This is a genomic window from Rhodococcus sp. 15-649-2-2 (genome assembly GCF_002258645.1).
In the GTDB taxonomy this organism is placed as follows: Bacteria; Actinomycetota; Actinomycetes; order Mycobacteriales; family Mycobacteriaceae; genus Rhodococcoides.
Genome location: NZ_NPFM01000030.1, coordinates 70,293 through 92,838, shown reverse-complemented (window position 1 = coordinate 92,838; position 22,546 = coordinate 70,293). Strand labels below are relative to the sequence as shown.

22 protein-coding genes and 1 riboswitch are annotated in these 22,546 nt (G+C 65.5%); of the genes, 6 read left to right on the top strand and 16 right to left on the bottom strand.

From position 1 onward, the window contains the following. Complete coding sequence (locus tag CH305_RS20020) at nt 1–966, top strand: phytoene/squalene synthase family protein (protein ID WP_037150864.1); 966 nt, start codon at nt 1–3, stop codon at nt 964–966. Here CH305_RS20020 and CH305_RS20015 read toward each other — a convergent pair. Further along, nucleotides 963–1,334 carry an Rv2175c family DNA-binding protein gene (locus CH305_RS20015; RefSeq protein ID WP_032403938.1) on the bottom strand — a complete coding sequence of 124 codons (372 nt, stop codon included), beginning with the start codon at nt 1,332–1,334 and terminating at the stop codon, nt 963–965. The genes CH305_RS20020 and CH305_RS20015 overlap by 4 nt on opposite strands. Before the next feature lie 203 nt (nt 1,335–1,537). Between CH305_RS20015 and pknB the strand changes: the two genes are divergently transcribed. Next, complete coding sequence (pknB, locus tag CH305_RS20010; RefSeq protein ID WP_094704708.1) at nt 1,538–3,520, top strand: Stk1 family PASTA domain-containing Ser/Thr kinase; 1,983 nt, start codon at nt 1,538–1,540, stop codon at nt 3,518–3,520. Nucleotides 3,521–3,539: 19 nt separating this feature from the next. On the opposite strand, the gene CH305_RS20005 is transcribed toward pknB, so the two are convergent. Both CH305_RS20005 and CH305_RS20000 read right to left on the bottom strand, forming a co-directional pair. Then, a complete protein-coding gene (locus CH305_RS20005; protein ID WP_032379057.1) occupies nt 3,540–4,925 on the bottom strand; it encodes a class II 3-deoxy-7-phosphoheptulonate synthase in 1,386 nt (461 codons plus the stop codon). Between the two features lie 45 nt (nt 4,926–4,970). Continuing rightward, nucleotides 4,971–5,462: a polyadenylate-specific 3'-exoribonuclease AS gene (locus CH305_RS20000; RefSeq protein WP_032379547.1), complete on the bottom strand. Its 492-nt coding sequence runs from the start codon at nt 5,460–5,462 to the stop codon at nt 4,971–4,973. 80 nt (nt 5,463–5,542) lie between these two features. Here CH305_RS20000 and CH305_RS19995 point away from each other — a divergent pair, with 80 nt between their 5' ends. Beyond that, nucleotides 5,543–6,838: a glycosyltransferase 87 family protein gene (locus CH305_RS19995; RefSeq protein WP_373454573.1), complete on the top strand. Its 1,296-nt coding sequence runs from the start codon at nt 5,543–5,545 to the stop codon at nt 6,836–6,838. Nucleotides 6,839–6,843: 5 nt separating this feature from the next. Here the strand turns inward: CH305_RS19995 and CH305_RS19990 are convergent, their stop codons facing one another. The 6 genes from CH305_RS19990 to CH305_RS19965 form a co-directional block, all read right to left on the bottom strand. Further along, nucleotides 6,844–7,572 carry a 1-acyl-sn-glycerol-3-phosphate acyltransferase gene (locus tag CH305_RS19990; protein WP_032379058.1) on the bottom strand — a complete coding sequence of 243 codons (729 nt, stop codon included), beginning with the start codon at nt 7,570–7,572 and terminating at the stop codon, nt 6,844–6,846. A 178-nt stretch (nt 7,573–7,750) separates the two neighbouring features. Then, nucleotides 7,751–8,725 (bottom strand): ROK family protein, encoded by a 975-nt coding sequence (locus CH305_RS19985; protein ID WP_032404044.1) that lies wholly within the window; start codon nt 8,723–8,725, stop codon nt 7,751–7,753. 64 nt (nt 8,726–8,789) lie between these two features. Beyond that, complete coding sequence (locus CH305_RS19980) at nt 8,790–9,242, bottom strand: hypothetical protein (RefSeq protein WP_094704707.1); 453 nt, start codon at nt 9,240–9,242, stop codon at nt 8,790–8,792. Nucleotides 9,243–9,315: 73 nt separating this feature from the next. Beyond that, nucleotides 9,316–10,557: an ArsA family ATPase gene (locus CH305_RS19975; RefSeq protein ID WP_256983920.1), complete on the bottom strand. Its 1,242-nt coding sequence runs from the start codon at nt 10,555–10,557 to the stop codon at nt 9,316–9,318. A gap of 32 nt (nt 10,558–10,589) precedes the next feature. Then, nucleotides 10,590–11,024, bottom strand: a complete 435-nt coding sequence (locus CH305_RS19970; protein WP_094704705.1) for an SRPBCC family protein — start codon at nt 11,022–11,024, stop codon at nt 10,590–10,592. A gap of 134 nt (nt 11,025–11,158) precedes the next feature. Next, nucleotides 11,159–11,551 carry a hypothetical protein gene (locus tag CH305_RS19965; RefSeq protein WP_032379061.1) on the bottom strand — a complete coding sequence of 131 codons (393 nt, stop codon included), beginning with the start codon at nt 11,549–11,551 and terminating at the stop codon, nt 11,159–11,161. 169 nt (nt 11,552–11,720) lie between these two features. Here CH305_RS19965 and CH305_RS19960 point away from each other — a divergent pair, with 169 nt between their 5' ends. Further along, the gene (locus CH305_RS19960) at nt 11,721–13,529 is read left to right on the top strand and encodes a long-chain fatty acid--CoA ligase (protein ID WP_094704704.1); all 1,809 of its coding nucleotides are present in this window, start codon (nt 11,721–11,723) and stop codon (nt 13,527–13,529) included. A 25-nt stretch (nt 13,530–13,554) separates the two neighbouring features. Here CH305_RS19960 and CH305_RS19955 read toward each other — a convergent pair whose 3' ends face one another. The 5 genes from CH305_RS19955 to CH305_RS19935 all read right to left on the bottom strand — a co-directional run bounded on the left by CH305_RS19955 (nt 13,555) and on the right by CH305_RS19935 (nt 18,603). Then, nucleotides 13,555–14,679 (bottom strand): glycosyltransferase family 4 protein, encoded by a 1,125-nt coding sequence (locus tag CH305_RS19955; RefSeq protein WP_032403934.1) that lies wholly within the window; start codon nt 14,677–14,679, stop codon nt 13,555–13,557. 23 nt (nt 14,680–14,702) lie between these two features. Next, entirely contained in the window at nt 14,703–16,076 is a 1,374-nt protein-coding gene (locus tag CH305_RS19950; protein ID WP_094704703.1) for a hypothetical protein, read from the bottom strand. A gap of 30 nt (nt 16,077–16,106) precedes the next feature. Then, complete coding sequence (locus tag CH305_RS19945; protein ID WP_373454575.1) at nt 16,107–17,162, bottom strand: NlpC/P60 family protein; 1,056 nt, start codon at nt 17,160–17,162, stop codon at nt 16,107–16,109. Nucleotides 17,163–17,472: 310 nt separating this feature from the next. Then, a complete protein-coding gene (locus CH305_RS19940) occupies nt 17,473–18,027 on the bottom strand; it encodes a C40 family peptidase (RefSeq protein WP_032403931.1) in 555 nt (184 codons plus the stop codon). An 18-nt stretch (nt 18,028–18,045) separates the two neighbouring features. After that, nucleotides 18,046–18,206, bottom strand: a riboswitch (cyclic di-AMP (ydaO/yuaA leader). 115 nt (nt 18,207–18,321) lie between these two features. Then, complete coding sequence (locus CH305_RS19935; protein WP_094704701.1) at nt 18,322–18,603, bottom strand: hypothetical protein; 282 nt, start codon at nt 18,601–18,603, stop codon at nt 18,322–18,324. 171 nt (nt 18,604–18,774) lie between these two features. Here CH305_RS19935 and CH305_RS19930 point away from each other — a divergent pair, with 171 nt between their 5' ends. Together CH305_RS19930 and CH305_RS19925 are read left to right on the top strand one after the other, a co-directional pair. Continuing rightward, a complete protein-coding gene (locus tag CH305_RS19930) occupies nt 18,775–20,490 on the top strand; it encodes a DEDD exonuclease domain-containing protein (RefSeq protein ID WP_037151244.1) in 1,716 nt (571 codons plus the stop codon). A 122-nt stretch (nt 20,491–20,612) separates the two neighbouring features. Next, entirely contained in the window at nt 20,613–20,888 is a 276-nt protein-coding gene (locus tag CH305_RS19925; protein ID WP_032379068.1) for an Lrp/AsnC family transcriptional regulator, read from the top strand. An 11-nt stretch (nt 20,889–20,899) separates the two neighbouring features. On the opposite strand, the gene trpD is transcribed toward CH305_RS19925, so the two are convergent. Together trpD and CH305_RS19915 are read right to left on the bottom strand one after the other, a co-directional pair. Next, nucleotides 20,900–21,961 (bottom strand): anthranilate phosphoribosyltransferase, encoded by a 1,062-nt coding sequence (trpD, locus tag CH305_RS19920; protein ID WP_032403929.1) that lies wholly within the window; start codon nt 21,959–21,961, stop codon nt 20,900–20,902. Between the two features lie 50 nt (nt 21,962–22,011). Next, a complete protein-coding gene (locus tag CH305_RS19915) occupies nt 22,012–22,488 on the bottom strand; it encodes a hypothetical protein (RefSeq protein ID WP_094704700.1) in 477 nt (158 codons plus the stop codon). Nucleotides 22,489–22,546: the final 58 nt, after the last annotated feature.

Below are 22,546 nucleotides of genomic sequence, written 5' to 3'. Positions count from 1 at the left end.
ATGAAGGAACTGGACGGCATCGATCCGGCGCTGCACGAGGCGTACCGAATCTGTCGCGAGCTCAACGCCCAGCACGGTAAGACCTATTTCCTCGCCACCCGCCTGCTGCCGACGGACAAGCGCGCAGCAGTGCACGCGCTGTACGGATTCGCCCGCATGGTCGACGACATCGTCGACCTCGAAGGCACCGACATCGCCGTCGGATCGGACGAGCTCAACGCTCGCCGCATCGTCGAGCTCGACGCGATCGAATCCCGAGTACGCGACGCCTTGACCGGAAAGCCGTTGCCGCACAGCGTGACCGACCAGGTACTGAGCGCACTGTGCGACACCGTGTTGCGGTACGACATTCCGCACGACTACTTCTTCGCGTTCATGCACTCGATGCGCATGGACATTCCTGGCAGCGATGTGTTCGTCTCGCGCTACCGAACGATGGAGCAACTGCGCGAGTACATGTACGGCTCCGCTGCGGTCATCGGACTGCAGATGTTGCCGATCCTGGGAACCGTCGTCGAACGGTCCGAGGCCGAGCCTCCTGCCGCAGCCCTGGGCGAGGCATTCCAGCTGACGAACTTCATTCGGGACATGGGCGAGGACCTCGATCGCGATCGAATCTATCTCCCCACCGACGAGCTGGCTGCCTTCGGAGTCGACGAAGAACTGCTCCGGTGGTGTCGCACGAAGGGCACTGTCGATGCCCGGGTCACCCGAGCTCTCGCGCACCTGATCGCCGTCACCCGCTCGATCTATCGCACGTCCGATGCCGGTATCGACATGCTCGACCCGCGAGTGCGTCCGTCGATGCGTACGGCGTCGATTCTCTACGGCCGGATTCTGGACGAGGTCGAGTCGCAGGGCTACCGCGTGCTTTCTCAGCGGGCGACGGTGCCGCAGTGGACTCGAGCTCGAATCGCACTTCCACAGTTCGCGGTCACCGGCTTCAAGCGTGCGACCGTTCGCTAGAAGGCCATGGCCTGTGCGCGCCTGATCACTTCGCGCATCAGATCACCGTGCAGTGCGGCCACGGGAGCACCGGGCAAGCTCTCGTCTTCGGTGAACAGCCACCGCAGGATTTCTTCGTCCTCGTAGCCGCCGTCGTGCAGCACGGCCAACAAGCCGGGCAGACCCTTGACGATGGAGCCCGTCCTCGCGTCGAGGAACTGCTCGGGAACGCCGGGCACACGCGAACGCTTCAGAGCCAGCAGCTGGCGGTCTCGAACGAGCTGCTCGACGCGGGTCTTGGGGACGTCGAGGATCTTCGCGACGTCGGCGAACTGCAGCAAAGACACCGACGGATCGAGCACGTCGTCGGCATAGGGAATGGCACTCACGCAGGTAACGTTAACGGGTCCGGCGTCCAGACTTCAAAAACGGCAGACCCGGCAGGGACAGCACGACACGATCGCCGATGGCCGGTCGACGCACCGATACGATCGGCGTCGTAGTTCCGCACAGAAGAGGTCCGGCACCGAAGCGGACAGCACAGCAGCCAGAGCAGTGGACGACGAGAGGAGGTTCGGTGATACCGGGTTCGATGCTCGATCGTCGATACCGTATCGACGGACCGATCGCACGGGGCGGTATGTCGACGGTCTATCGCGGCCTCGACACCAGGCTCGATCGCCCGGTCGCGGTGAAGATCATGGATCCGAAGTTCGCCGAGGATCCGCAGTTCGTCCAGCGATTCGAGTTCGAGGCACGGGCCGTGGCCAGGCTCAGCCATCCAGGCCTCGTCGCCGTCTACGACCACGGGCGGGACGGCGAGCACGCCTTCCTGGTCATGGAACTCGTCGAGGGCGGAACCCTACGCGAGCTCCTGCGTGAGCGTGGCCCCATGCCACCACACGCGGCAGTCGCCGTCGTTCGGCCGGTTCTCGAGGCGCTCGCGGTCGCCCACCGAGCAGGATTGGTGCACCGCGACATCAAACCCGAGAACATTCTGATCAGCGACGACGGCGACGTGAAGATCGCCGATTTCGGACTCGTGCGTGCCATCGCAGCCTCGACGGTCACGTCCAGCAGTGTGATTCTGGGCACCGCCGCGTACCTGTCTCCCGAACAGGTCACCACCGGCTCGGCGTCCGCGAGCAGCGACGTCTACGGCGTCGGAATCGTGCTCTTCGAGCTGCTGACCGGACGCACCCCGTTCACCGGCGACACCTCGCTGTCCATCGCTTATCAGCGCATCGACAACGACGTACCGCTTCCCTCCACCTTCATCGCGGGCGTTCCGCCGCAGTTCGACGAGGTGGTCCAGCACGCGACCGTCCGCGCCCCGGAACACCGGTATCGCAACGCCGACGACATGGCGCGCGCGCTGCGCGGGGCCGCGTCGGCGCTGGCGCTGCCCGACTACCGAGTACCCGCGCCGAAGCGGTCGGCCGAGCATCTGAGCTCCGCGGCCGCAGGAGCACCGACGACGGTGGCCGGTGATCGTGCGCCGTCCGCTCGCACCCAGGTGGTCCAGGATTCCCCGCCCCCGCCCCCGCAACACGGGGTACAGCACACCCGTGTGGTGACGTCACCGACCTCCCGCGGTGTCGAGTACGCCCCGGAAGACGACGATGCGACGCCCGCCGAGCCACCTGCGACGGGCCGAGGGCAGTACCGTTTCCCGGACTTCGAGGCGGATCGACAGCGCTCGCGCCGTGCGATCGTCATCTGGCTGCTCGTCGTCGCCCTGCTCGCCGTGCTCGTCGGCTTCGGCGGCTGGTGGATGGGATCAGGTCGTTACACCGCCGTCCCGATGGTCGACGGGCTCGACACCACCGGTGCCACCAGCGCCGTCGAGGCCGCCGGACTGGAGGCGGCGGTGCGCGGAACCTACTCCGACTCGGTGGACACCGACCTTCTCATCGGCACCGACCCCACCGGTGGATCACGAATCGCCAAGGGCGACACAGTGTTTCTGCTGGTTTCATTGGGTAGCCCGAGTGTCCCCTCGATCGACGCGAGCGCGTCCGTCGACGATATGGAACAGCAACTCCGCGACCGGACCTTCACTCCCGTCGACGGCGGCGAGGCCTTCAGCACCACCGCTCCCATCGGCGGGGTCGCAGCACTGGACCCACCACCGGGCACTGTTCTGACCACCGGAAGCTCGGTGACGGTACTGCGCAGCAAAGGCGCACCGCCGGTCGAGGTGCCCGACGTGCGCGGCCAGAGCGTCGACCAGGCCCGCACAACGCTCGAATCGGTGGGAATCACCGTCGGCGAGGTTCGGGAGACGTTCGACGACGAGACCGACGGCGGCAAGGCAATCGGAACGACTCCGGAAGCCGGGCAGACGGTCAGATCGGGAACCACCGCCGTGCTCGAGGTGTCCAACGCCGTCACCGTGCCTTCGCTGCTCGGGCGTTCGGTCGGTTCGGCGCGTACCACGCTCGCAGCCCTCGGCCTGACCATCGACGTCCGTCAGGTGGTCGACACGGACGGCTCGCTGGTGATCACCCAGAGCCCCGGAGCCGGTTCCCACGTGGAACCGGGCTCCGAGGTGATGGTCGTCTCGCTGCCCTGAGCCGGATGTAGCGACCGAATCAGTCGCGGAGCATCTCGGCTACGAGGAAGGCCAGTTCGATGCTCTGCTGCGTGTTCAGCCGCGGGTCGCAGGCCGTTTCGTAGCGGCCGGCGAGGTCCAGATCGGAGATGTCCTGCGCGCCGCCGAGGCACTCGGTGACGTCGTCGCCGGTCAGCTCGACGTGGATTCCGCCCGGATGCGTACCGAGACCGTTGTGTACCTCGAAGAAGCCCTGCACCTCGTCGACGATGCGATCGAAGTGCCGCGTCTTGTATCCGGTCGACGCCTCGTGGGTGTTGCCGTGCATCGGGTCGCACTGCCAGATGACCTGGTGTCCGGTGGCCTGCACCTTTTCGATGATGGCAGGCAGGATGTCGCGGACCTTGCCGTTGCCCATGCGCGAGATCAGCGTCAGACGGCCCGGCTTGTTGGTCGGGTCGAGGCGCTCGACGTACTCGACGGCCATCTCGGGGGTCGTCGTAGGTCCGATCTTGAGACCGATCGGGTTCGAGATCAGCTCGGCCAGGGCAATGTGCGCCCCGTCGAGCTGGCGGGTGCGGTCGCCGATCCACAGGAAGTGAGCCGACAGGTCGTACAGCTTGGGGTGATCGTCGGTGTTGTCCAGGCGCAGCATTGCCCGCTCGTAGTCGAGAACGAGCGCTTCGTGGCTCGCGAAGATCTGCGCTGTGTGCAGGTTGGGGTCGGAGACGCCGCAGGCATCCATGAACCGCAGCCCGCGATCGATCTCACCCGCGAGCGCCTCGTAGCGCGCACCGGCAGGCGATTGCGCGACGAACTCTCGGTTCCAATCGTGCACCTTGTGCAGATCCGCCATGCCCGCGCCGGTGAGTGCGCGAACCAGGTTCATCGCGGCACTGGCGTTGGCGTAGGCGCGCACCAGTCGCGACGGGTCGTGGCCGCGGACGCTCTCGTCGGCCACCAGCGAGTTGATCATGTCGCCGCGGTAGGACTGGAGACCGAGCGCATCGATGTTCGACGAGCGCGGCTTGGCGTACTGTCCGGCGATCCGCGCCACCTTCACCACCGGCATGCTCGCTCCGTAGGTGAGCACCACTGCCATCTGCAACAGCGTGCGGATGTTGCCCTTGATGTGAGGTTCGGTGTTGTCCACGAACGTCTCGGCGCAGTCGCCGCCCTGCAGCAGGAAGGCCTCACCGCGCGCAACGGCAGCAAGCTTGTCCGACAACGCCTCCACTTCACCGGCGACGGTGATGGGCGGAACGCTCTCGAGCACCTTGCGCATGTCCGCTGCGTGCTCGGGGTCCCATTGCGGCTGCTGCGCAGCCGGCTTGGCCAACGCATCGTCCAATCGAGTGCGCATCGTCGGCGACAACGGCGGCAGGTCGGGCAAGCGATCGATGGGTACGTCGACAGTCCAGTTCACGGGTACAGGATATTCGCACCACTGTCATCGCAGGACAACGGGTGTTCACCCGCGGTGCGAGTACTCCTCGATCGCCTGGAACTTCGCCAGATTGTGCCGTGCATCGGCCAGTGCATCGTGCGCATCGTCGGGAACCGACGGCAGCTCGGGGCTGCCTCGATCCTCCCAGTGCTGGCGCAACTCCCGGGTGAACCGCGGCAGAGAACGGGGCAGCTCGGTCATCGAACCCCACAGCTGACACAGCGCTACGTGATCGTACGCAGCCACCCACGCCCACAATTCGACCTCGGCACCGTAGTGCGGCACCAGGAACTCGAGTAGTTCGTCCCGGATTCGAGACCGACTCATCCACAGCGGTGACGAGTACGGTGGCAGCTTGGGCAGCACGTTGCGCCGAACCCAGCGGCCTGCGCGCTCGGGATCGAACTCGGAGGACACCGCATAGAATTCGCGACCGTCCTCCGAAACCACACCGATCGAGACCAACTCGATTGTGCGACCATCCTCGATGAACTCTGTGTCGTAGAAGTAGCGCACGCGGCTCACCCTAGCGCGTGCCCCGACACCTCCCCACGTACCGGTAGTCCGAATCCGAACAGCCCCGAAAGGCCCACGTTGTGACATCGCCCGACACCAACCGTCCGATCGCCGAGGCATCGGAGCCGGCCGGGCCGACGCCACGTCGGTGGCCGTGGTGGGCTACCGCGTCGAGCAGGATCGTGGTCCTGATCGCCGCCGCGGTCGGCGTCTTGTTCCACCTGAACGGCTTTCCCGGTCTGCGGGCTCTCGGCGAGCACTACCGACTCGATCTGGACGTGTATCGACTCGGTGGTCAGGTGTTCGCCGAGGGCGGGGACCTCTACGGGCAGTTGCCGCCGATCGCGACCGGTACGACCCTGCCGTTCACTTATCCCCCGATCGCCGCGGCGATCTTCAGCCCGTTGTCGTCGGTGTCGCTGTACGCCGCGTCGATCGCGGTCACGGTGCTGTCCATGCTGCTGCTGCTGGTCACCGTCGTAGTCACCCTCACTTCGCTCGGACTTCGTCCTCGCACGCTCGTGTGGTGGACTGCCGGAGCAGTGTTCGCGTTGTCGGTGCTCGTACTGGAGCCGGTCACCTCGACCCTGAACTACGGACAGATCAACATCGTGCTGATGGCGTTCGTGGCACTCGACTGCCTGCCGAAGAAGACTCCGTGGCCGCGAGGGGTTCTGATCGGTCTCGTGGCCGCCGTCAAGCTCACTCCCGCCGTGTTCGTGTTGTTCTTTCTGTTGCGCAAAGACTTTCGCGCCGCTGTGATCTCGGTTCTGAGTTTTGCCGTGTTCACCGCAATCGGCTTCGCGCTGACGTGGTCGGACTCGGTGAAGTACTGGACCGAGACCATCGTCGATTCCGACCGGATCGGTGGCCCGGCCTACCCGCCGAACCAGTCGATCACGGGCGTACTCGCGCGCCTGGGATTGGACGAGCTGCCCCGGTCGATCCTGTGGATCGCATTGTCGGTGGTGGTACTCGGCATAGCGGCGGTCGCAATGCGAAAGGCGTTCGGGGCCGGGCAGATTGCGCTGGCCCTGACGATCAACGCCATGTTCGGCCTGCTGGTCTCACCGGTATCCTGGTCGCATCACTGGGTGTGGGCGGTTCCGTTCACCATCGTGCTGGCCGTCCTCGGCTATCGCCGCCGCAGTGCATTGCTACTGACTCTGGTTGCGGTCGGACTGGCGCTGATGGTGTATCCGCCACATTGGAAGCTCGGCGAGGGACGATGGAGCGGGCTCGGCTGGCCGTTGCTGGACCAATTCGCGGCCTCCGCCTACGTGTGGTGGGCTCTGGCTTCGATCGTTGCCCTGGCCGCGATCAGCTTCTCCGACCGCTCGAACACATCGAACGAAGCCGCTGCGGTTCAGCGATAGCGGGTTCAGCTGGCCTTGGAGTCGGGGATACGGCGCGCCGCGGGAGCCGAATCTTCCACCGGTGCAGCCTTCTTCAGAGACGCGGCGTACACGTCCACGTATTCCTGACCGGACAGCAGCATCAGGTCGTACATCACCTCATCGGTGACGGCGCGCTCGACGAACCGATTGCCTGCCATTCCCTCGAACCGTGAGAAGTCGATGGGCTTCCCGACGCGGATGGTGACCTTGGCCGGCCGCCAGACGCGCGAACCGATGGGGTTCATCTTCTCGGTACCGACCATCGCGACCGGTACGACCTGGACTCCGGTCTGCAGTGCCAGACGCGCCATGCCGGTCTTGCCCTTGTACAACCGGCCGTCGGGAGAGCGCGTGCCCTCGGGGTAGATGCCGAGAACCTTGCCCGCTTCGATCACGCGAACACCGGCGTTGAGAGCGTCTTGTGCCGCGTCGGCTCCGGTGCGATCGATCGGCACCTGCCCCACCGCAGTGAAGAACCACTTCTGGAAGGCACCTTTGAGTCCGGGACCGGTGAAGTATTCGCTCTTGGCGAGAAAGGTGATGCGGCGAGGCGTTTTCAGCGGGAGGTAGAAAGAATCGAGAACGGCTTTGTGGTTACTCGCCAGAATGACCGGACCGTGCGTCGGAATGTTCTCCGCACCCTCGATCGTGGGCCGACCCAAGGCGATGAGCAGGGGCCCGACGATGACGAATTTGAACAGCCAGTACCACATTGACGCGCTCCCTGATGATGGTCCGGAAATCATTTGGTGCCTGCTCCCGCGAGCGAGAATCGACCGCGGCCGTGCGTCCTGGAACCGTGCCGCGTAGTGAACTGTACCCACGGTTTATGACACCAGCCACATCATCTGCGACTCCGGGACCGAGCTCACACGATATGGGTCGATACGGTCAGCGCACGCCGGTGACGAACTGGGCCCGGGCAAGCTCCGCTGCCCCGATCATGCCCGCCGCTTCGCCCAGTTGCGTACTTCGAATACGAGCCAACGGTCGATGGCCGGTGCCGGTCACCAGCTCCGCGTACTTGTCGGTCGCACGGGCGAGAAACTGGCTCGACGACGTGGCCACTCCCCCGGCCAGCACGATCAGATCGGGGTCGTACACGTCACTGACCATCGACAGGCCGACCCCGAGCCACTGCGCGAAATCCTCCATCGTCCGGCGGGCGATCGAATCACCGTCCTGCGCGGCAGTGGCGATCCGACGACCTGTCAACGAGCCTGGATCGAGGAACACCTCACGGGCCAGAGTCGTAGACGACGACGGGTCGGCGGCGAGAAACTCGACTGCGGTATCCACCAGCGCAGTGCCACTGCAGTACCGCTCCCAGCAGCCACGCTTGCCGCAGGGGCACGCCCGGCCGTCCGGAACCACCTGAATGTGGCCGAGCTCGGGTGCCACGCCGTGGCTGCCGCGGTAGATCCTGCCGTCGATCAGCAGCGCCGCGCCGATTCCGGTACCTATGGCCACCATCACCACGTTTCGACCACCGGATGCGGCTCCGAATCGATATTCGGCCCACGCCGCCGAGTTGGCGTCGTGTTCGAGCAGCACCGGCAGTCCGATGCGCTTGCTCATCTCGGTTGCGACGGGGGTGTTCACCCACGGCAGATGCGGAGCGAACCGCACTGTCGTGCGCTCGGAATCGATGAATCCTGCAACCGCGAGCCCGACGGCGGCGATGTCGTGTCGCCCGGCCAGCTCCTGCACGGCACGGTCGAGCCCGCGCTCGAGTGCCCGCGCGGTGTGCGGAGTAGGAGCAGCCGTCGAATCCAGCACTTGCCCCTCGGCGTCGACGACGGAGGCCCGCAGGCTCGTCCCGCCCACGTCGATGCCGACCGTCAGTCGCTGCTGGTGTCGTTTCATTCGTTGATGCCTTTCTCCGCCGTCCCCCACACGGCTGTCACCGATCGATCCGCGCGCTCACCCGTCACGGACGATCCTGCGTGTCCGATCGTGAATTCTTCACTCGAACGGTAATCGGAACGAACGCCGCCCGACGTTCGCCCGGGATATTCGTGTCGACCGACACGTTCGAGAGGTCGACCGGTTCGGTCGACGCTGGCTCCGGCCCGGGCTCTGGCGGAGAGGCTTCCGCGGGAGCCGCGGCGGTGTGACCGGTTCCGGTGTTCGTGTGGTCGGCGAGCAGTTGACGCAGCAACGCGATGATCACCGTGCCCTCGGAGGCCACGAGTTCGACCAGATCGTGCCGCTCGCCGCGCACCAGTGCAGCAAGTGCACATACCGGACACCAACTGCAGCCTTGTTGATCACGTTCCTGCTGAGTCTCTGCAACCCGGCGCAGGATGGGGTCGAGCCGAGTGAGCACGGTGTCGGCCAGGGCCAACAGATCGGCCCCCAGCTCGGAATGCCCGGAGGTCATCGCTGCACCCCGAACGTAGTGAGCGGAGTCGTTACCGTGGCCGCACGTTCTGTCACCGTGGCTACACGTTCTGTCACAGTGGCCACACGTCGGGATTCGGGCGGAAGCGCACCACCAGGCAGGGCCCGTCGAGCTCGGCGGAGTCTGCGATGCACCGACGAAGCACCGACGCCAACCTGATGCGTCGTCGCCTCCCGTCGGCAGTGACTATCAAGTCGTCCTCCACTCGCCCCACACCCAAGGTCGTCGAATCCACTACCGGCAGCAGCATTCTCATCGCATATACGGATTCGAGTCCGCTCCCGGACTCGAGTACCACGGAGGGCTGCTCACCCCGCTCCGGCGCGCGCCGTTCGAGCAAGCTCGGTTCAAGGCGATCGGCCACGTCCTGCAAGGGCCCCAACCCTACCGGTTCACCAGGAACTCGCTCCACCTCCACTATCGGTACGGTGCCGATACGTCGTCGCAGCTCGGCGACGGCGGCGAGCTGCGTTGCCCGCCAGCTCTCGAACCAGAACACCGCCGGATGGGCACCGACCAGACCGATCGACGAGGAGTTGAGCCCCGGCAGAATCTTGTTGACGAGAACCCGATCGATTCTGATTCCGAGCAGTGCCGCGGCCGACAGTGTTCGCTCGGCATCGACGACCGAGAGCTGTTCGGCAGTGACGACCACGGTTGCGCCGGTGCGCGCAGGGTCGGTGATCAGCGATCGAACCGAGTCGACCTGGGCGAGCACTCGCTCGATCATCGCCACCACGAGCGTGAGCCGCACGTCGGAACCGGTGCCGGCCACCATCCGATCGTGGTGCGGCCAGATCCGCTCCACATACGCGGCCACGGTGTCGGGCAACTGCAGAGTCTTCAACGCATCAGCCGATGCAGGCATGTCCACTATCACTGTGTCCCAGCGACCTTCGTCCACCAGACGACAGATCTCGTGCATCCCCAGCAACTCTTCGATTCCCGGAAAGCCCAGTAGTTCCTCCGGCTCTATCGCCCCGAAGCTCACCCCGTGCTCGTGGCCCGCCGACGCCATGGCCACCACGGAACCGAGTCCTCGATACCGCGCCTCGAGCAGTCTCAGCGTGTCGATCTCGACGATGTCCAGGCCCGCCGTGACGGGTCGGACTCGGGACAGCTCCACGGACTCGTCGTCGACAGCGCCGTCGGGCAGCCCCGAAAACGCGTCGACGAGCGACTGTGCCTGATCCACGGAGGCAATCAACACCCGCTGTCCGGCCTTCGCCAGTCGCAGGCCCGACGCCGCCGCCAGCGTGGTTTTCCCCGCACCACCTTTGCCGAGGAACAGCATCACCGTGGTGCGGGGTTCGGTGCGAGCTTCGCTCAGCCTTCGACCCGCTTCTTCAATTCCTTGAGTGCAGTGTCGGTGATGACCTTCTCTGCCTTGCGCTTGAACAGGCCGATCATCGGGATGTTCAGGTCCACGGTGAGCTCGTACGTCACGTCGGTGCCGCTACCGGTTGCGCGCAGCGTGTACGAGCCCTTCTGTGACTTCTGCATTTCACCCGACACGAGGTTCCACGACACGGAGCTGCCGTCGGCGGCCCAGTCGTACTCGAGTTCGTAGGTGTCCTTCACCATCCCGGCGTCCAGCACGAACTTCACGCGCTTACCGCGTCCGTCCGCATCGACGTCGAGTACCTCGACGGACTTCGCGGCCGAGACCCACGTGGGGTACGCGTCGAAATCGGCGATGACGTCCATGACCTGGTTCGGCGGGGCTTCGACGACGATCGATCTCTGGGTTTTCTCCGCCATGACTTCTCGTCCGCTTCCTCTCGGGTACTTCGATCGATTCGTTCGCTGTTGAGCCGTGGAACAGGGGGCAGATCTATCTCACACGATCGATCCGCGGACGCACAATCGCGAACCGGCCGACCGTACCGCGCGGTTCAATCGCGAGCTGAACTCGACGCTACGTGGCTCGGTGCCTCACCCGCAGACCGACCGGCCTCCAGCTCGCGTTTGAGCTCGAAGGTCATGGCGCGGCCCGCCACCCGACGAGCATGCTGCTGCGACGCGATCTCGCCGGAACCGGAGGGCTCCGCATGCAGGAAGTAGTGCACGACGACTCCGTCCAGCGCGGGCTCGAGCCACAGTTCCATCGTTCCGACCACACCGCCGCGCACCGCCCAGCGGATCCCCTTCTCACCCCGGTCCTCGGTGATGGTCAGGTTCAGATCCGGCCACCACCGACGCCACCGCTCGGGTGAGGCGAACGCCTGCGCCACCCGTTCCCCGGGGGCGGCCACGAATGTCTGATCCGCAACTTGAATACTGCTCATCGACAGAGCTTCACATATCGGGTCGCAGGCCGCGCCCGTCACCTCTTTTACGGCTCGTTCCTGCAGGCTCCGCTCGAGGCGCATTCAAGCGTCCTCGAGCCGGGTCTAGAGTATCTGTGAAGCCGAGCTATCGACTTTCGTTCTCCCAGTTCTATCCGGAGGTAATCCCGTGCGCGAGTACACCGCCGCCGCAAAGTACGCCATCGAGGACACCGACTCGGCTGTCGACACCGTCTTCCTCCGTGCTCGCAACACGCCCGATGCCGTTGTGTTCCGACGGCTCGTGGACGGCAGCTGGACCGACGTCACCGCGGCCGAGTTCGAGCGACTGGTCGTCGGGGTGGCGCGAGGTCTGATTGCAGCAGGCATCGAACAGGGTGATCGCGTTGCATTGATGTCGTCGACGCGGTTCGAGTGGTCTGTCGTCGACTATGCGATTTGGGCCGCGGGCGGGGTGACCGTGCCGATCTACGAGACATCCTCCGCCGGGCAGGTCGAGTGGATTCTCGAAGATGCCGAGCCGGTACTGCTCGTGCTCGAGAACGACGCGCACGTGCAGGAAACGAAAGATGTTGTGGCAGCGGCACAGTCCGTGCGTCGGACGTTCGTGATCGAGTCGGCCGACACCGACACCGCCGCGGTGCAGGCACTGATCGACGGGGGCGCAGATGTCACCGAGGACTCTGTGCACCGACGGGTTTCGGCCTCGAGCTCGTCCGATCCGGCAACGTTGATCTACACCTCGGGCACCACCGGTCGCCCCAAGGGCGTCCAACTGACCCACGCCAATCTGCTCGCGGAGTCTCTCGGTATTCGCGAGACGTCGCTGAAGTCACTGATGACGCAGGGTCGAAGCACCCTGATGTTCCTCCCCCTGGCCCATGTACTCGCACGGGCAGTGAGTATCGCGTCGTTCGACGCCGGGGTCACGCTCGGTCACACCAACGACATCCCGAATCTCGTCGCGACGTTCGGAACGTTCCAGCCGGACTTCATCCTCTCGGTGCCGCGAGTGTTCGAGAAGGTCTTCAACACTGCGAAGCAGAAGGCGCACGCCGACGGCAAGGGCAAGATTTTCGATCTGGCCACCGAATGTGCGGTGGAATGGAGCGAGGCACAGGACACCGGCGGACCGGGAATCGTGTTGCGCGCCAAGCACACCGTGTTCGACAAGTTGGTCTACGGCAAACTGCGGGCAGCGCTCGGCGGCAAGTGCGAACTCGCCATCTCCGGCGGCGCGCCTCTCGGTTCCCGTCTCGGCCACTTCTACCGGGGCATCGGTGTGACGATCTACGAGGGCTACGGGCTGACCGAAACCACCGCGGCGTTCGCCGTCAACACCATCGGATTCCAACGCGTGGGCAGCGTCGGGCGTCCGTTGCCCGGCAACACCGTTCGCATCGCCGAAGACGGAGAGATTCAACTGCGCGGGCCGGTGGTGTTCGACGGTTACTGGCGCAACGAGGAGGCAACCGCCGAGTCACTGGACGACGGTTGGTTCCGCACCGGAGATCTCGGCAGCGTCGACGACGACGGGTACATCACGATTTCGGGTCGCAAGAAGGAATTGATCGTCACGGCCGGCGGCAAGAACGTCTCGCCCGCCGGTTTGGAGGACCGACTTCGTGCGGGCGCTCTGATCAGCCAGGCTGTTGTCGTAGGCGATCAGAAACCGTTCATCGGGGCGCTCATCACTCTCGACCCGGAGGCGTTCGATCGGTGGAAGTCCGCGCACGGCAAGGCCGCCGACGCCACGGCGGCGGATCTGCAGAAGGACCCCGATCTCGTCGCAGAGATCGATGCTGCCGTCGCCGACGCCAACAAGTCCGTCTCGCACGCGGAGTCCATCAAGAAGTATCGACTGCTCCCCCATGATTTCTCGGAGGAAAGCGGCGAGCTGACCCCGACGATGAAGCTCAAGCGCAACGTCATCACCAAGGCGTACGCCGACGAGATCGAATCGATCTACGCCCGGTGAGGCCAACGGCCTCTAACTACGGACGCTAGATCAACGATCGCAACTTCTCCGTCAGCACGTCCCAACGCCACTCGGCGTCGACCCACGCACGGCCGGCATTGCCCATCTGCGTTGCCAGCGCGCGATCGGACAGGATTCGCACGATCGCATCGGTGATGCACGAGACCGAAGTTCCGTCGACCACGAGCCCGGTCTTGTTGTGCTGCACAGCTTCCGGCGCACCCCCGGACGTTCCGGCTACGACGGGCACACCGCAGGAAGACGCTTCGAGGTAGACGATTCCGAGGCCCTCCACGTCGAGACCCGCGCCACGGGTGCGGCTCGGCATGGCGAACACGTCGGCGATGGTGTGGTGGGCGGCAAGCTCCGCGGACGGCACCGTGCCGGTGAACACCACGTGCTGCTCCATTCCGGTGGATCGAACGAGCTCGCGCAGAGTCTTCTCGTACGGCCCTCCTCCGACGATCACGAGAACGGCACCGTCGACGGCTCGCCGAATTCCCGGGAGCGCTCGGATCAGGAAGTCCTGTCCCTTACGGGGTACGAGCCGCGAGAGACACAGAACGGTGGGTCGGTCGCCGAGGCCGTAGCGCGCGCGAAGTTCCGCTCGCGCGGCGTCATCGGGAACGAAACGATCCGTATCGACACCGGGCGGCAGGTGCTCGAGGGCTGCGGTCCGACCGAACGCCGAGCTGAACCGACCCCGGGTGTACTTGCTGACGTAGGTCACCACATCGGTGTTCTCGCCGATCGTGCGTAGGGTCGCCCGTCCGCCCGGCACCATCGACCAACCGACCTCGTGACCGTGCGTGCTGGCCACGATGCGCTCTGCCCCAGCCTTGCGCAGGTGCGACGACATCACGGCCAACGGGGCCGACGCCCCGAACCACACCGAGTCGCACCGATGCGACTTCAGGATTCGAGCTGCCCGGCGCGCCACGAGCGGAGTCGGCAGCATCAGTGTCGTCGGATGCCGGATCACCTCGAACGGCTGCTTGGCATCGAACTTCTCGTGCGAGTCACCGCGCCACCGCGGTGCATAGACCACGAGCTCGTCTGCGGGTAGTTGCGAGGCGAAACTGTGCAGGTATGACTGGATTCCACCCGGGCGAGGCGGAAAGTCGTTCGTCACGAGAAGAGTACGACGCATGGCGTCAACCGTAGCGCTCGAGGTCAGCGCGCCCGATCAGCCACCCAGTTGCCCCACGAGGCGACGAACTGGGTGCGGTCCAATCCCAGTACCGACGCGAAGGCGGCATCGGTGGAGCCGTCCGAGGCAGGTCCAGACGCCAACGCCTCGTACAGCCTGCGCAGTGTCGGCTCGCCGAACCGATCGGCCACGAAGGCGAACACCGACCATGCCGACTCGTAGGCCACACTCGACCGTGCCCCTCCGGCACCGAAATCCTCGTCCTTCGGCAGCACCGTCGGCGGTCCACCCGACGCCACGATCGCGGCGAGGGTAGGAGCGAGCTGCGAAAAATCGGCACCGGAATTGCGGTACCCGGAGTAGTCGGCGAACCCCTCCGCCACCCACAAGGCCGTACCGTCCGCCGTCCGCGCCCTGGCCGCCACGTGGGTCAACTCGTGCCGCAGAACCGAGCGAACGGTGAACGGCGTCAATCGGGCCGCGGCATCGGGACCGAACACCACCCGCTGGCCGGTCGGACGCGAACCGTCCCCCGCCACCGCGTCGGACACGGTCACCGCAGCCACGTCCGTCGACGGATCGGATCCGGTCAGCTCGGCGAACTCCTCCGCGGAGGATGCAACGAATACCAGACCGTCTCGCGCCCAGTCGTCTCCCCAGAAGTCGGTGACGGCATCGATTGCCGACGGGAGCTCGGCTGCCAGGGCATCGACGAACTGCTCCCGGTCCGGATGCCCCATGACCACCGATGTCCCCGAAGTTGTGGGAACCGATCGTGTCGTCAACGATCCGAAGTCCCACGGCCCACGCCAGGTGTGGCGTCGATACTCGGGCAGGTCCGCATCGTCGACGAGCCGCCATCGACCGTCTCGCTCGGCTACGACGAGCGAGACCGGGCGACTCGTCGGCGACGCGTCCGGCCCTGCCACGGCGTAGCGCAGATACACCGGCGGTGCCCAGATGTCGGTGGCGTCCAGTGGCTCTGCGATCGAAGGAGGGACCGGTGTCTCCGGCTCGTCGCCCAGGACGTATCCGAATTCGGAGAACGGTACGCCCGGAACCGACGCGGCCCGACGTAGCTGCGCCTCGACGAAATCAGGATCGGCCCGCGGATCCATCAATTCCCGCAGACCGTCGACGTCTCCAGCGCGAACTGCGCCGGCCCATCGGTCGAGAAGGACGGTCACATCGGCGCGGCGCTGCTGATCGTAGGTCGGCGGGGCCTGGCCGACGGACGTGTCGGTCGACGTAGCTCGGGATTCACCGTCAGTGCTGTAGACGTTGTGAAAGACGACCACCGAGAGCGCTACTGCAGCAACGAGAACAAGTGCCGTCCACCGAAGCCGCGCCGATCGGACCAGGAGGCGGATCCCCGCGGGCTGGTTCGGCCCGCTCATACGCGCAGGCGTCGATCGTCGAGGCACACCTCAGTATCGACGCGCCCCGTAGTACGGGAACGATGCCATCGACTGCACCTTGACGGGGACCCCGAATGTCGACGCGTGCAACACGTTGCCGTTACCTGCATAGATACCGACGTGCGAGGCGTCCGGATAGAACAGCACCACATCTCCCGGCTGCAGATCCTTCTGATCCACCGGTGTACCGCCTTCGGCCTGAGCCTGACTCGACCGAGGGAGCGTCTTTCCCACCTGCTTGTACGCCCACACCACCAGCCCCGAACAGTCGAAGCCGTCCGGGCCTGTTCCACCCCAGACGTACGGCTTGCCGATCTGCGTCAGACCGGCTTGCAACGCGCTGGTACCCGACCCTGGCGTCAGATTCTGCAGAATTGTCGTGGGATCGAAACCGTCGGGCAATGCCGATCCAGCGAGCGAGAGCTGCTCGGACGACGACAGCGCGCCGTAGGCGGCCATCACCTCGGCTATCTGGCCCTGCAGTTCGCTCTGCTTGGCCTGGAGATCGTCACTGACCGCTTTGGCCTGCTCGGCCGCGACACGAGCTTGGTCCGCGGCCGTCGTTGCCGCTTGTTCGGCCGCAGCGGCATCCGAACTCGCCTGTTGGAATTGGGCGACCTGGCCTGCGGTCTCGGCCGAGATCACATCGAGAGCCGACATCTGGTCGAGCAGTTGCTGAGGCGAGTCGCTGACCATGACAGCGAAGAGGCGGTTCGTACGCGCGCCCTGGTAGTTGACGTTGGCTACCTTGTCCATGGCCGGCTTGAGCTGAGTCAGCTGCGCCTGCGCTGCGTCGAGAGCGGCGCGGCTCCGATCGACGGCGGCCTGGGCATCGAGCTGCTGCGCAGTCTTGGCATCGAGGTCGATCTGAGCGTTGTGCAGAGATTCGTTCGTCTGCTCGGAATCTCGGGAGAGCTCCGCAAGCTTGGTCTGGGCGTCGGACGCCGAGTCGAATCCCGGTTGAGCGATCGCAGTGTGCGTCGGCACTACGGCGATGCTTGCGGCCAACGCGACAGCAACCACCGAGTTACGGGCCAGCCGCCACACTCGGTTCGATCTCGATATCGCCACGGAAAGCGACTCTCCGTCCTTACATCTGTCGCCTACACGAGGCGACGGTTGGATTAGCAGTCCGGAAACGAACCATACCCATGCTCTTGCGGGCGCGGAGGTGAACACCGTCTGAAATCGATGGGGTTCGTCGGTGACAGGTCACAAAGTAAACATCGACCAGGTCTCGATCAGATTACGAACTGGGGCGTCCGCTGTCCACCGGACCGGCGTGTCGCATGCCGTGTCCGGAGACGACGACAGGGTCGAGCCGGGGTACGGCTCGACCCTGTCGGTCGATCACAGCGAACGTCTGCGGCTCGAATCAGTAACGACGAGCACCGTCGAACGGCATCGAGTCCACAGGAGCAACCTTGACCGGCACGCCGGACGTGGATGCGTGCACGACGTTGCCGTCGCCGATGTACATACCCGAGTGCGAGCCGCCGTAGAACGAGACGACGTCGCCGGGCATCAGGCTGTCACGCGAAACCGGAGTGCCCGCGGCTGCCTGGTCGTAGCTCGTGCGGGGCAGGCTGACGCCGGCCTGCTTGTACGCCCACTGGATCAGACCCGAGCAGTCGAACGAATCCGGACCCGAGGCGCCGTACACGTACGGAGCGCCGATCTTGGACTCAGCAGCCTGAACGGCCTTCGCTGCGGGCGTGACCTGGGGAGCCAGCGGCGCGCCCGGTGCGGGGATACCCGGAATGTTGAGGGGAGGGAGGCCCGGGATGTCGGGAATCTCGAAGGTTCCGACGCCGGGGATGGTGAGGGGGGCCGCCATCGCGGGTGCAGCGGGAAGAATGACCACGCCTGCCGTGAGCGCTCCGGCTACGAGAACTCGCCGCAATGATCGGTTGGAAAGTTGTGACGCCACGAAAGATGGTGCTCCGTTTCTTCCTATCGTCCGCCGACCGAGTTAGCTGACGGGTTCGGGCTGGGAAGAGCAGCCCTACCCACCGGCCACCGTGGGTGGCTCAGCGGGATTCACCCCAGTAGATATCGGGTTCCCGGTACGAACACTCTCGCGAGTGATCGATTAGGCGGTGACTTGCGACGCCACTCCGGTTTGGACTGGCGAGACTCCGCAAGGTCTCAGGAAGGTTACGAAATGGCATACCCCTGTGTCGACCCCAACGCGCCGACGCAACCGAATTCGACCCGAATTTCGCTAACCAGCGCGCTGATCCCCCGGTGCGTCACGAGTCGGTAACGACGGAACTTCGGCGGTCTCGACCGCGTTCGTCACGAGCTTGAGCGTAGGGACGAGACCGACATCCGCGAGCACACCCATCGCACCCAGTTCCTCCTGCTCGAGCGTTATCGGCGAGGGTGGTCCGACCCACCGTCCGTCCGACCTCGATGGCATTCCCGGCGGCCCCAGAAGCACCGTCACGACGCAGTCGGCGCAGGCGATGTCACGGACCAGGCAGTCACTGCAGTCGATGATCATTGTGATCCTTGTCTCTTTGCTGTTTCAGGCGGCCGAATCAGCCGATCGAGCGAAAGGTAGCGCGCGCCACCGACAGGTTTCGTGACACTTCACGGTCCGGGCGCGACGACACGGTCACCGACGACGCCGCCATGCGCGTTCTTGTCGGAGGTCGGACCTACCGTCGTCCCGGTGAGCCTGCCCATCCAGCTGACGTTCGACGAACTGGACACCCCACTGCACGAGACCACGTTCGTCGTCGTCGACCTCGAGACCACCGGCGGCAGCGCAGACACGGAGGCCATCACCGAGATCGGTGCGGTCAAGGTTCGAGGAGGCGAAATTCTCGGCGAATTCGCCACCCTCGTCGATCCGGGCAGGTCCATTCCCCCGTACATCGTCGAACTCACCGGAATCACGTCGGCGATGCTGATCGGCGCGCCTCGGATAGAACGAGTGCTGCCCGGTTTCCTCGAGTTCGCCCGCGGCTCGGTGCTCGTGGCCCACAACGCGGGCTTCGACACCGGGTTCCTCAAGGCCGCCGCCAGTCGTCTCGACATAGCGTGGCCCCGGTTCCAGGTGTTGTGCACCGTCAAGCTGGCTCGACGGGTACTCACGCGCGACGAGGCACCCTCGGTCAAACTCTCCGCGCTGTCCACACTGTTCCGATCCGGCACCCGGCCGACTCACCGGGCACTCGACGACGCCCGTGCAACGGTCGACGTTCTGCACGGCCTCATCGAACGAGTGGGCAATCAGGGCGTTCACAGTTATGCCGAGTTGGTCGACTACCTTCCCGCGGTGTCGGCCGGCCAGCGCGCCAAACGCGGGCTGGCCGCTCACCTGCCCGGCACGCCCGGCGTCTATCTCTTCCGCGGCCCGTCCGATGAGGTCTTGTACGTCGGCACCTCGAACAACCTCAAGCGCCGAGTACGCAACTACTTCACCGGGTCCGAGACCAGGGGCCGGATGAAGGAGATGGTCTCCCTCGCCACGCGTGTCGACCACGTCGAGTGCGCGCACGCACTCGAAGCCGGTGTCAGAGAGCTGCGCCTGCTCTCGGCGCACATCCCGCCGTACAACCGCCGCTCGAAGTTTCCCAAGAAGGGCTGGTGGATCGCCCTCACCGACGAGGCGTTCCCACGACTGTCGATAGTCCGGACGCCGACGCCCAACAGTCTCGGACCGTTCTCGGTTCGCGGTGACGCCGCGGAGGCTTCGGCGCTCGTGGCGGAGTTCTGCCGTCTGCGCACGTGCACCCGCCGGCTGGCTCGTTCGGTTCGGCACGGTGACGACTGCCCGGCAACCGACGTCGGCGGCTGCCCAGCGGCGCTCTCCGGGCCGATGACGGCCGACGAGTACTCCGGCGCACCTGCGCAGTTTCTTGCGCTCGTGTGTGGCCAGGACGACGCGATCCTCTATTCCATGCGCCGGCGGGTCGCCGAACTCGCGGACAGGGAGCTCTACGAGACTGCCGCGCGCCTGCGCGACCGGATCGCGATCACCGTGGAGGCGCTACGCCGGATGCATCGGTCGGCGGCCGTGGCCGCCATCGCGGAACTCGTGGCGGCGCGACGGACCGCGGACGGAGGATGGGAGTTGATCGTGGTGCGATTCGGCCGTCTGGCCGGTGCTGCGGTGGCTCCCCGCGGAGTGCACCCGATGCCCGTCGTCGATGCCATCACCGCGTCCGCCGAGACGGTGATGCCCGATCCGACACCGCTGCGAGGTGCGCCGCCGGAAGAGGTCGGCCTCATCGCATCCTGGCTACGCACCGATGGGGTTCGCATCGTGCGCACCAGCAGTGGTTACTGCAGCCCGGCTCGCGCTGCGGGTTCGTGGGAGGACTGGTGCCGAACGGCGAGAGAAGCCGCGCGGCAGGAGTGGAGCCCGCGGAACGACCGGTAGTGCAGGAGTGGAGCTAGCGGAACGACCGGTAGTGCAGGAGTGGAGCCCGCGGACCGACCGGTGGAACTAGGGTTGGGTGGGAGCTCGTCGTACATCGGGCTCGAGATGCATGAGGAGCACAGATGATCAATGCCATCGTCTTGATCGACGCCGAGGCCGATTTGATTCCGGAGGCGGCGCAGGCCGTTGCCGATGTCGATGGTGTGACGGAGGTCTATTCGTGCGCTGGGGATGTCGATCTGATCGCCATCGTCAAAGTGCGCGACCATGCCTCGATCGCCGACGTCGTCACCAGACACATCAATCGTGTGCGTGGCGTTCGGAGCACCACGACTCACATTGCGTTCCAGTCTTATTCGAGCGCCGACGTCGATGCAGGGTTCTCGATCGGCGAGTAGGGCACAGTTCGTCAGTCTGCCAATGCAGTGGTGCAGCGAGCCCAGTCGGCGAGTAGCCGCGACGCGGAACCGTTGTCGACAACCGTTGCAGCAGTTGCCAATCCGGCTTCGATGCGCTCGTGTAGGTTCCCGGAGACGCCCTGATGCGCGGCAATGGCCGCGGCGGCGTTGAGCAGCACGGCATCACGGACCGGTCCGTGTTCGCCGGCGAACACACGATGCGCCACTGCGGCATTGAACTCCGCATCGCCGCCTCCGAGGGCCTCGATGGGTGCCCGGTCGATTCCGTAGTCGAGTGGATCGATCGTCTCGATGGTCACCGAGCCGCCGGACACCACGTGCACCGTTGTCGTGGTGGACAGGGTGATCTCGTCCAGTCCGTCGTCGCCGCGCACGACGAGCACCGAGCTGCCACGGCCGGCGAACACGTCGGCCATCACGGGAGCCAAACTCTCGAAGGCGCAGCCGATCAGACCTGCGCGCGGGCGGCCCGGATTGGTGAGAGGCCCCAGCACGTTGAAGACCGTCGGGATGCCTATCTCCTTGCGCGGTGCCGCGGCGAAGCGCAGTGCGGGGTGGTGCATCGGCGCGAAGCAGAACCCGATACCGACCTGCTCGACGCTCGCCGCGACTGCGTCGGCTCCCAGAGTCACCCGGACGCCCAGCGCTTCGAGCACGTCGGTCGTGCCGCTCTTGGACGACGCCGCGCGGTTGCCGTGCTTGACCACCCGGATGCCACTGGCGGCTACGACGATGGCGGCCATGGTGGAGATGTTGACGGTGTCGGCTCCGTCACCGCCGGTTCCGACGACATCGACGGCGTCGGTATCGGTGTCCACCAACACCGCATGCGAAAGCATGGATTCGGCGAGACCGCTCACCTCCGCCGGAGTCGGCCCCTTCATCCTGAGGGCCACTCCGAACGCTGCGATCTGTGCCGCCGTCGCGTTGTCGGCCATGATCTCGTCCATCGCCCAGCCGGTGTCTGCGCTGGAAAGGTCGGTACGAGTCGTCAACGCGCCGAGAATTCGACGCCAGGTTCGTGGCTGCTCGTCTGCGGTCGGTGCGTTCATGGCTGGTTCCGTTCGTCGATCCGTGGCCGCGGCCTTGGTGCGGTGGAAGCTTAGCCAGACGCCGGGTCGGCCTGCGCCGGCTGCAGCGCATCCCACCCGAGCACAGCGCCACCCCGGCGTTGGGCGAGGCCCGCCATTCGAGATCGCTCCTGTGAACAATGAAGCGCGTCGAGCACCTGCACGCGCTGCAGAACCAGAGGAACGCCGTCGTCCACGTGTGGGCGGTATCCATCGATGTCCGACAATTCGGCCGCGGGCCCCACTTCGTAGTCGTCCTGGGCCGCGACCGCGGCAGCGTCCTCTACTTCGTGTGCCGGCAGCAGCAGATGATGCCGAAGCAACACATCCGACGCCGCCGTCCACACCGGCGGAGTTCGGGCTGCGTCTTCGAGCACAGCCGAACACGCCTGTGCGTCGTCGAAGCAACTCGCCACTATCACCAGATCCTCGCGCGTGGGGTCCAGACGTTCTGCGGTCGACCGCGAGAACAGCCGCCGAAACCACCCACCTTCGGTGCTCTTTGCCATGAGGCCAGCCTTGCACGACTGGACCCTACCGGCCCGTACAGCCCTCCTGACCAGCGTG

Bases quoted from the DNA above. Each gene is read 5' to 3' on its own strand.
- CH305_RS20020 (WP_037150864.1), top strand. From the start codon at position 1: ATGAAGGAACTGGACGGCATCGATCCGGCGCTGCACGAGGCGTACCGA.
- pknB (WP_094704708.1), top strand. From the start codon at position 1,538: ATGCTCGATCGTCGATACCGTATCGACGGACCGATCGCACGGGGCGGT.
- CH305_RS19990 (WP_032379058.1), bottom strand. From the start codon at position 7,572: ATGTGGTACTGGCTGTTCAAATTCGTCATCGTCGGGCCCCTGCTCATC.
- CH305_RS19985 (WP_032404044.1), bottom strand. From the start codon at position 8,725: ATGAAACGACACCAGCAGCGACTGACGGTCGGCATCGACGTGGGCGGG.
- CH305_RS19980 (WP_094704707.1), bottom strand. From the start codon at position 9,242: ATGACCTCCGGGCATTCCGAGCTGGGGGCCGATCTGTTGGCCCTGGCC.
- CH305_RS19975 (WP_256983920.1), bottom strand. From the start codon at position 10,557: ATGCTGTTCCTCGGCAAAGGTGGTGCGGGGAAAACCACGCTGGCGGCG.
- CH305_RS19970 (WP_094704705.1), bottom strand. From the start codon at position 11,024: ATGGCGGAGAAAACCCAGAGATCGATCGTCGTCGAAGCCCCGCCGAAC.
- CH305_RS19965 (WP_032379061.1), bottom strand. From the start codon at position 11,551: ATGAGCAGTATTCAAGTTGCGGATCAGACATTCGTGGCCGCCCCCGGG.
- CH305_RS19955 (WP_032403934.1), bottom strand. From the start codon at position 14,679: ATGCGTCGTACTCTTCTCGTGACGAACGACTTTCCGCCTCGCCCGGGT.
- CH305_RS19950 (WP_094704703.1), bottom strand. From the start codon at position 16,076: ATGAGCGGGCCGAACCAGCCCGCGGGGATCCGCCTCCTGGTCCGATCG.
- CH305_RS19935 (WP_094704701.1), bottom strand. From the start codon at position 18,603: ATGATCATCGACTGCAGTGACTGCCTGGTCCGTGACATCGCCTGCGCC.
- CH305_RS19925 (WP_032379068.1), top strand. From the start codon at position 20,613: ATGATCAATGCCATCGTCTTGATCGACGCCGAGGCCGATTTGATTCCG.
- trpD (WP_032403929.1), bottom strand. From the start codon at position 21,961: ATGAACGCACCGACCGCAGACGAGCAGCCACGAACCTGGCGTCGAATT.
- CH305_RS19915 (WP_094704700.1), bottom strand. From the start codon at position 22,488: ATGGCAAAGAGCACCGAAGGTGGGTGGTTTCGGCGGCTGTTCTCGCGG.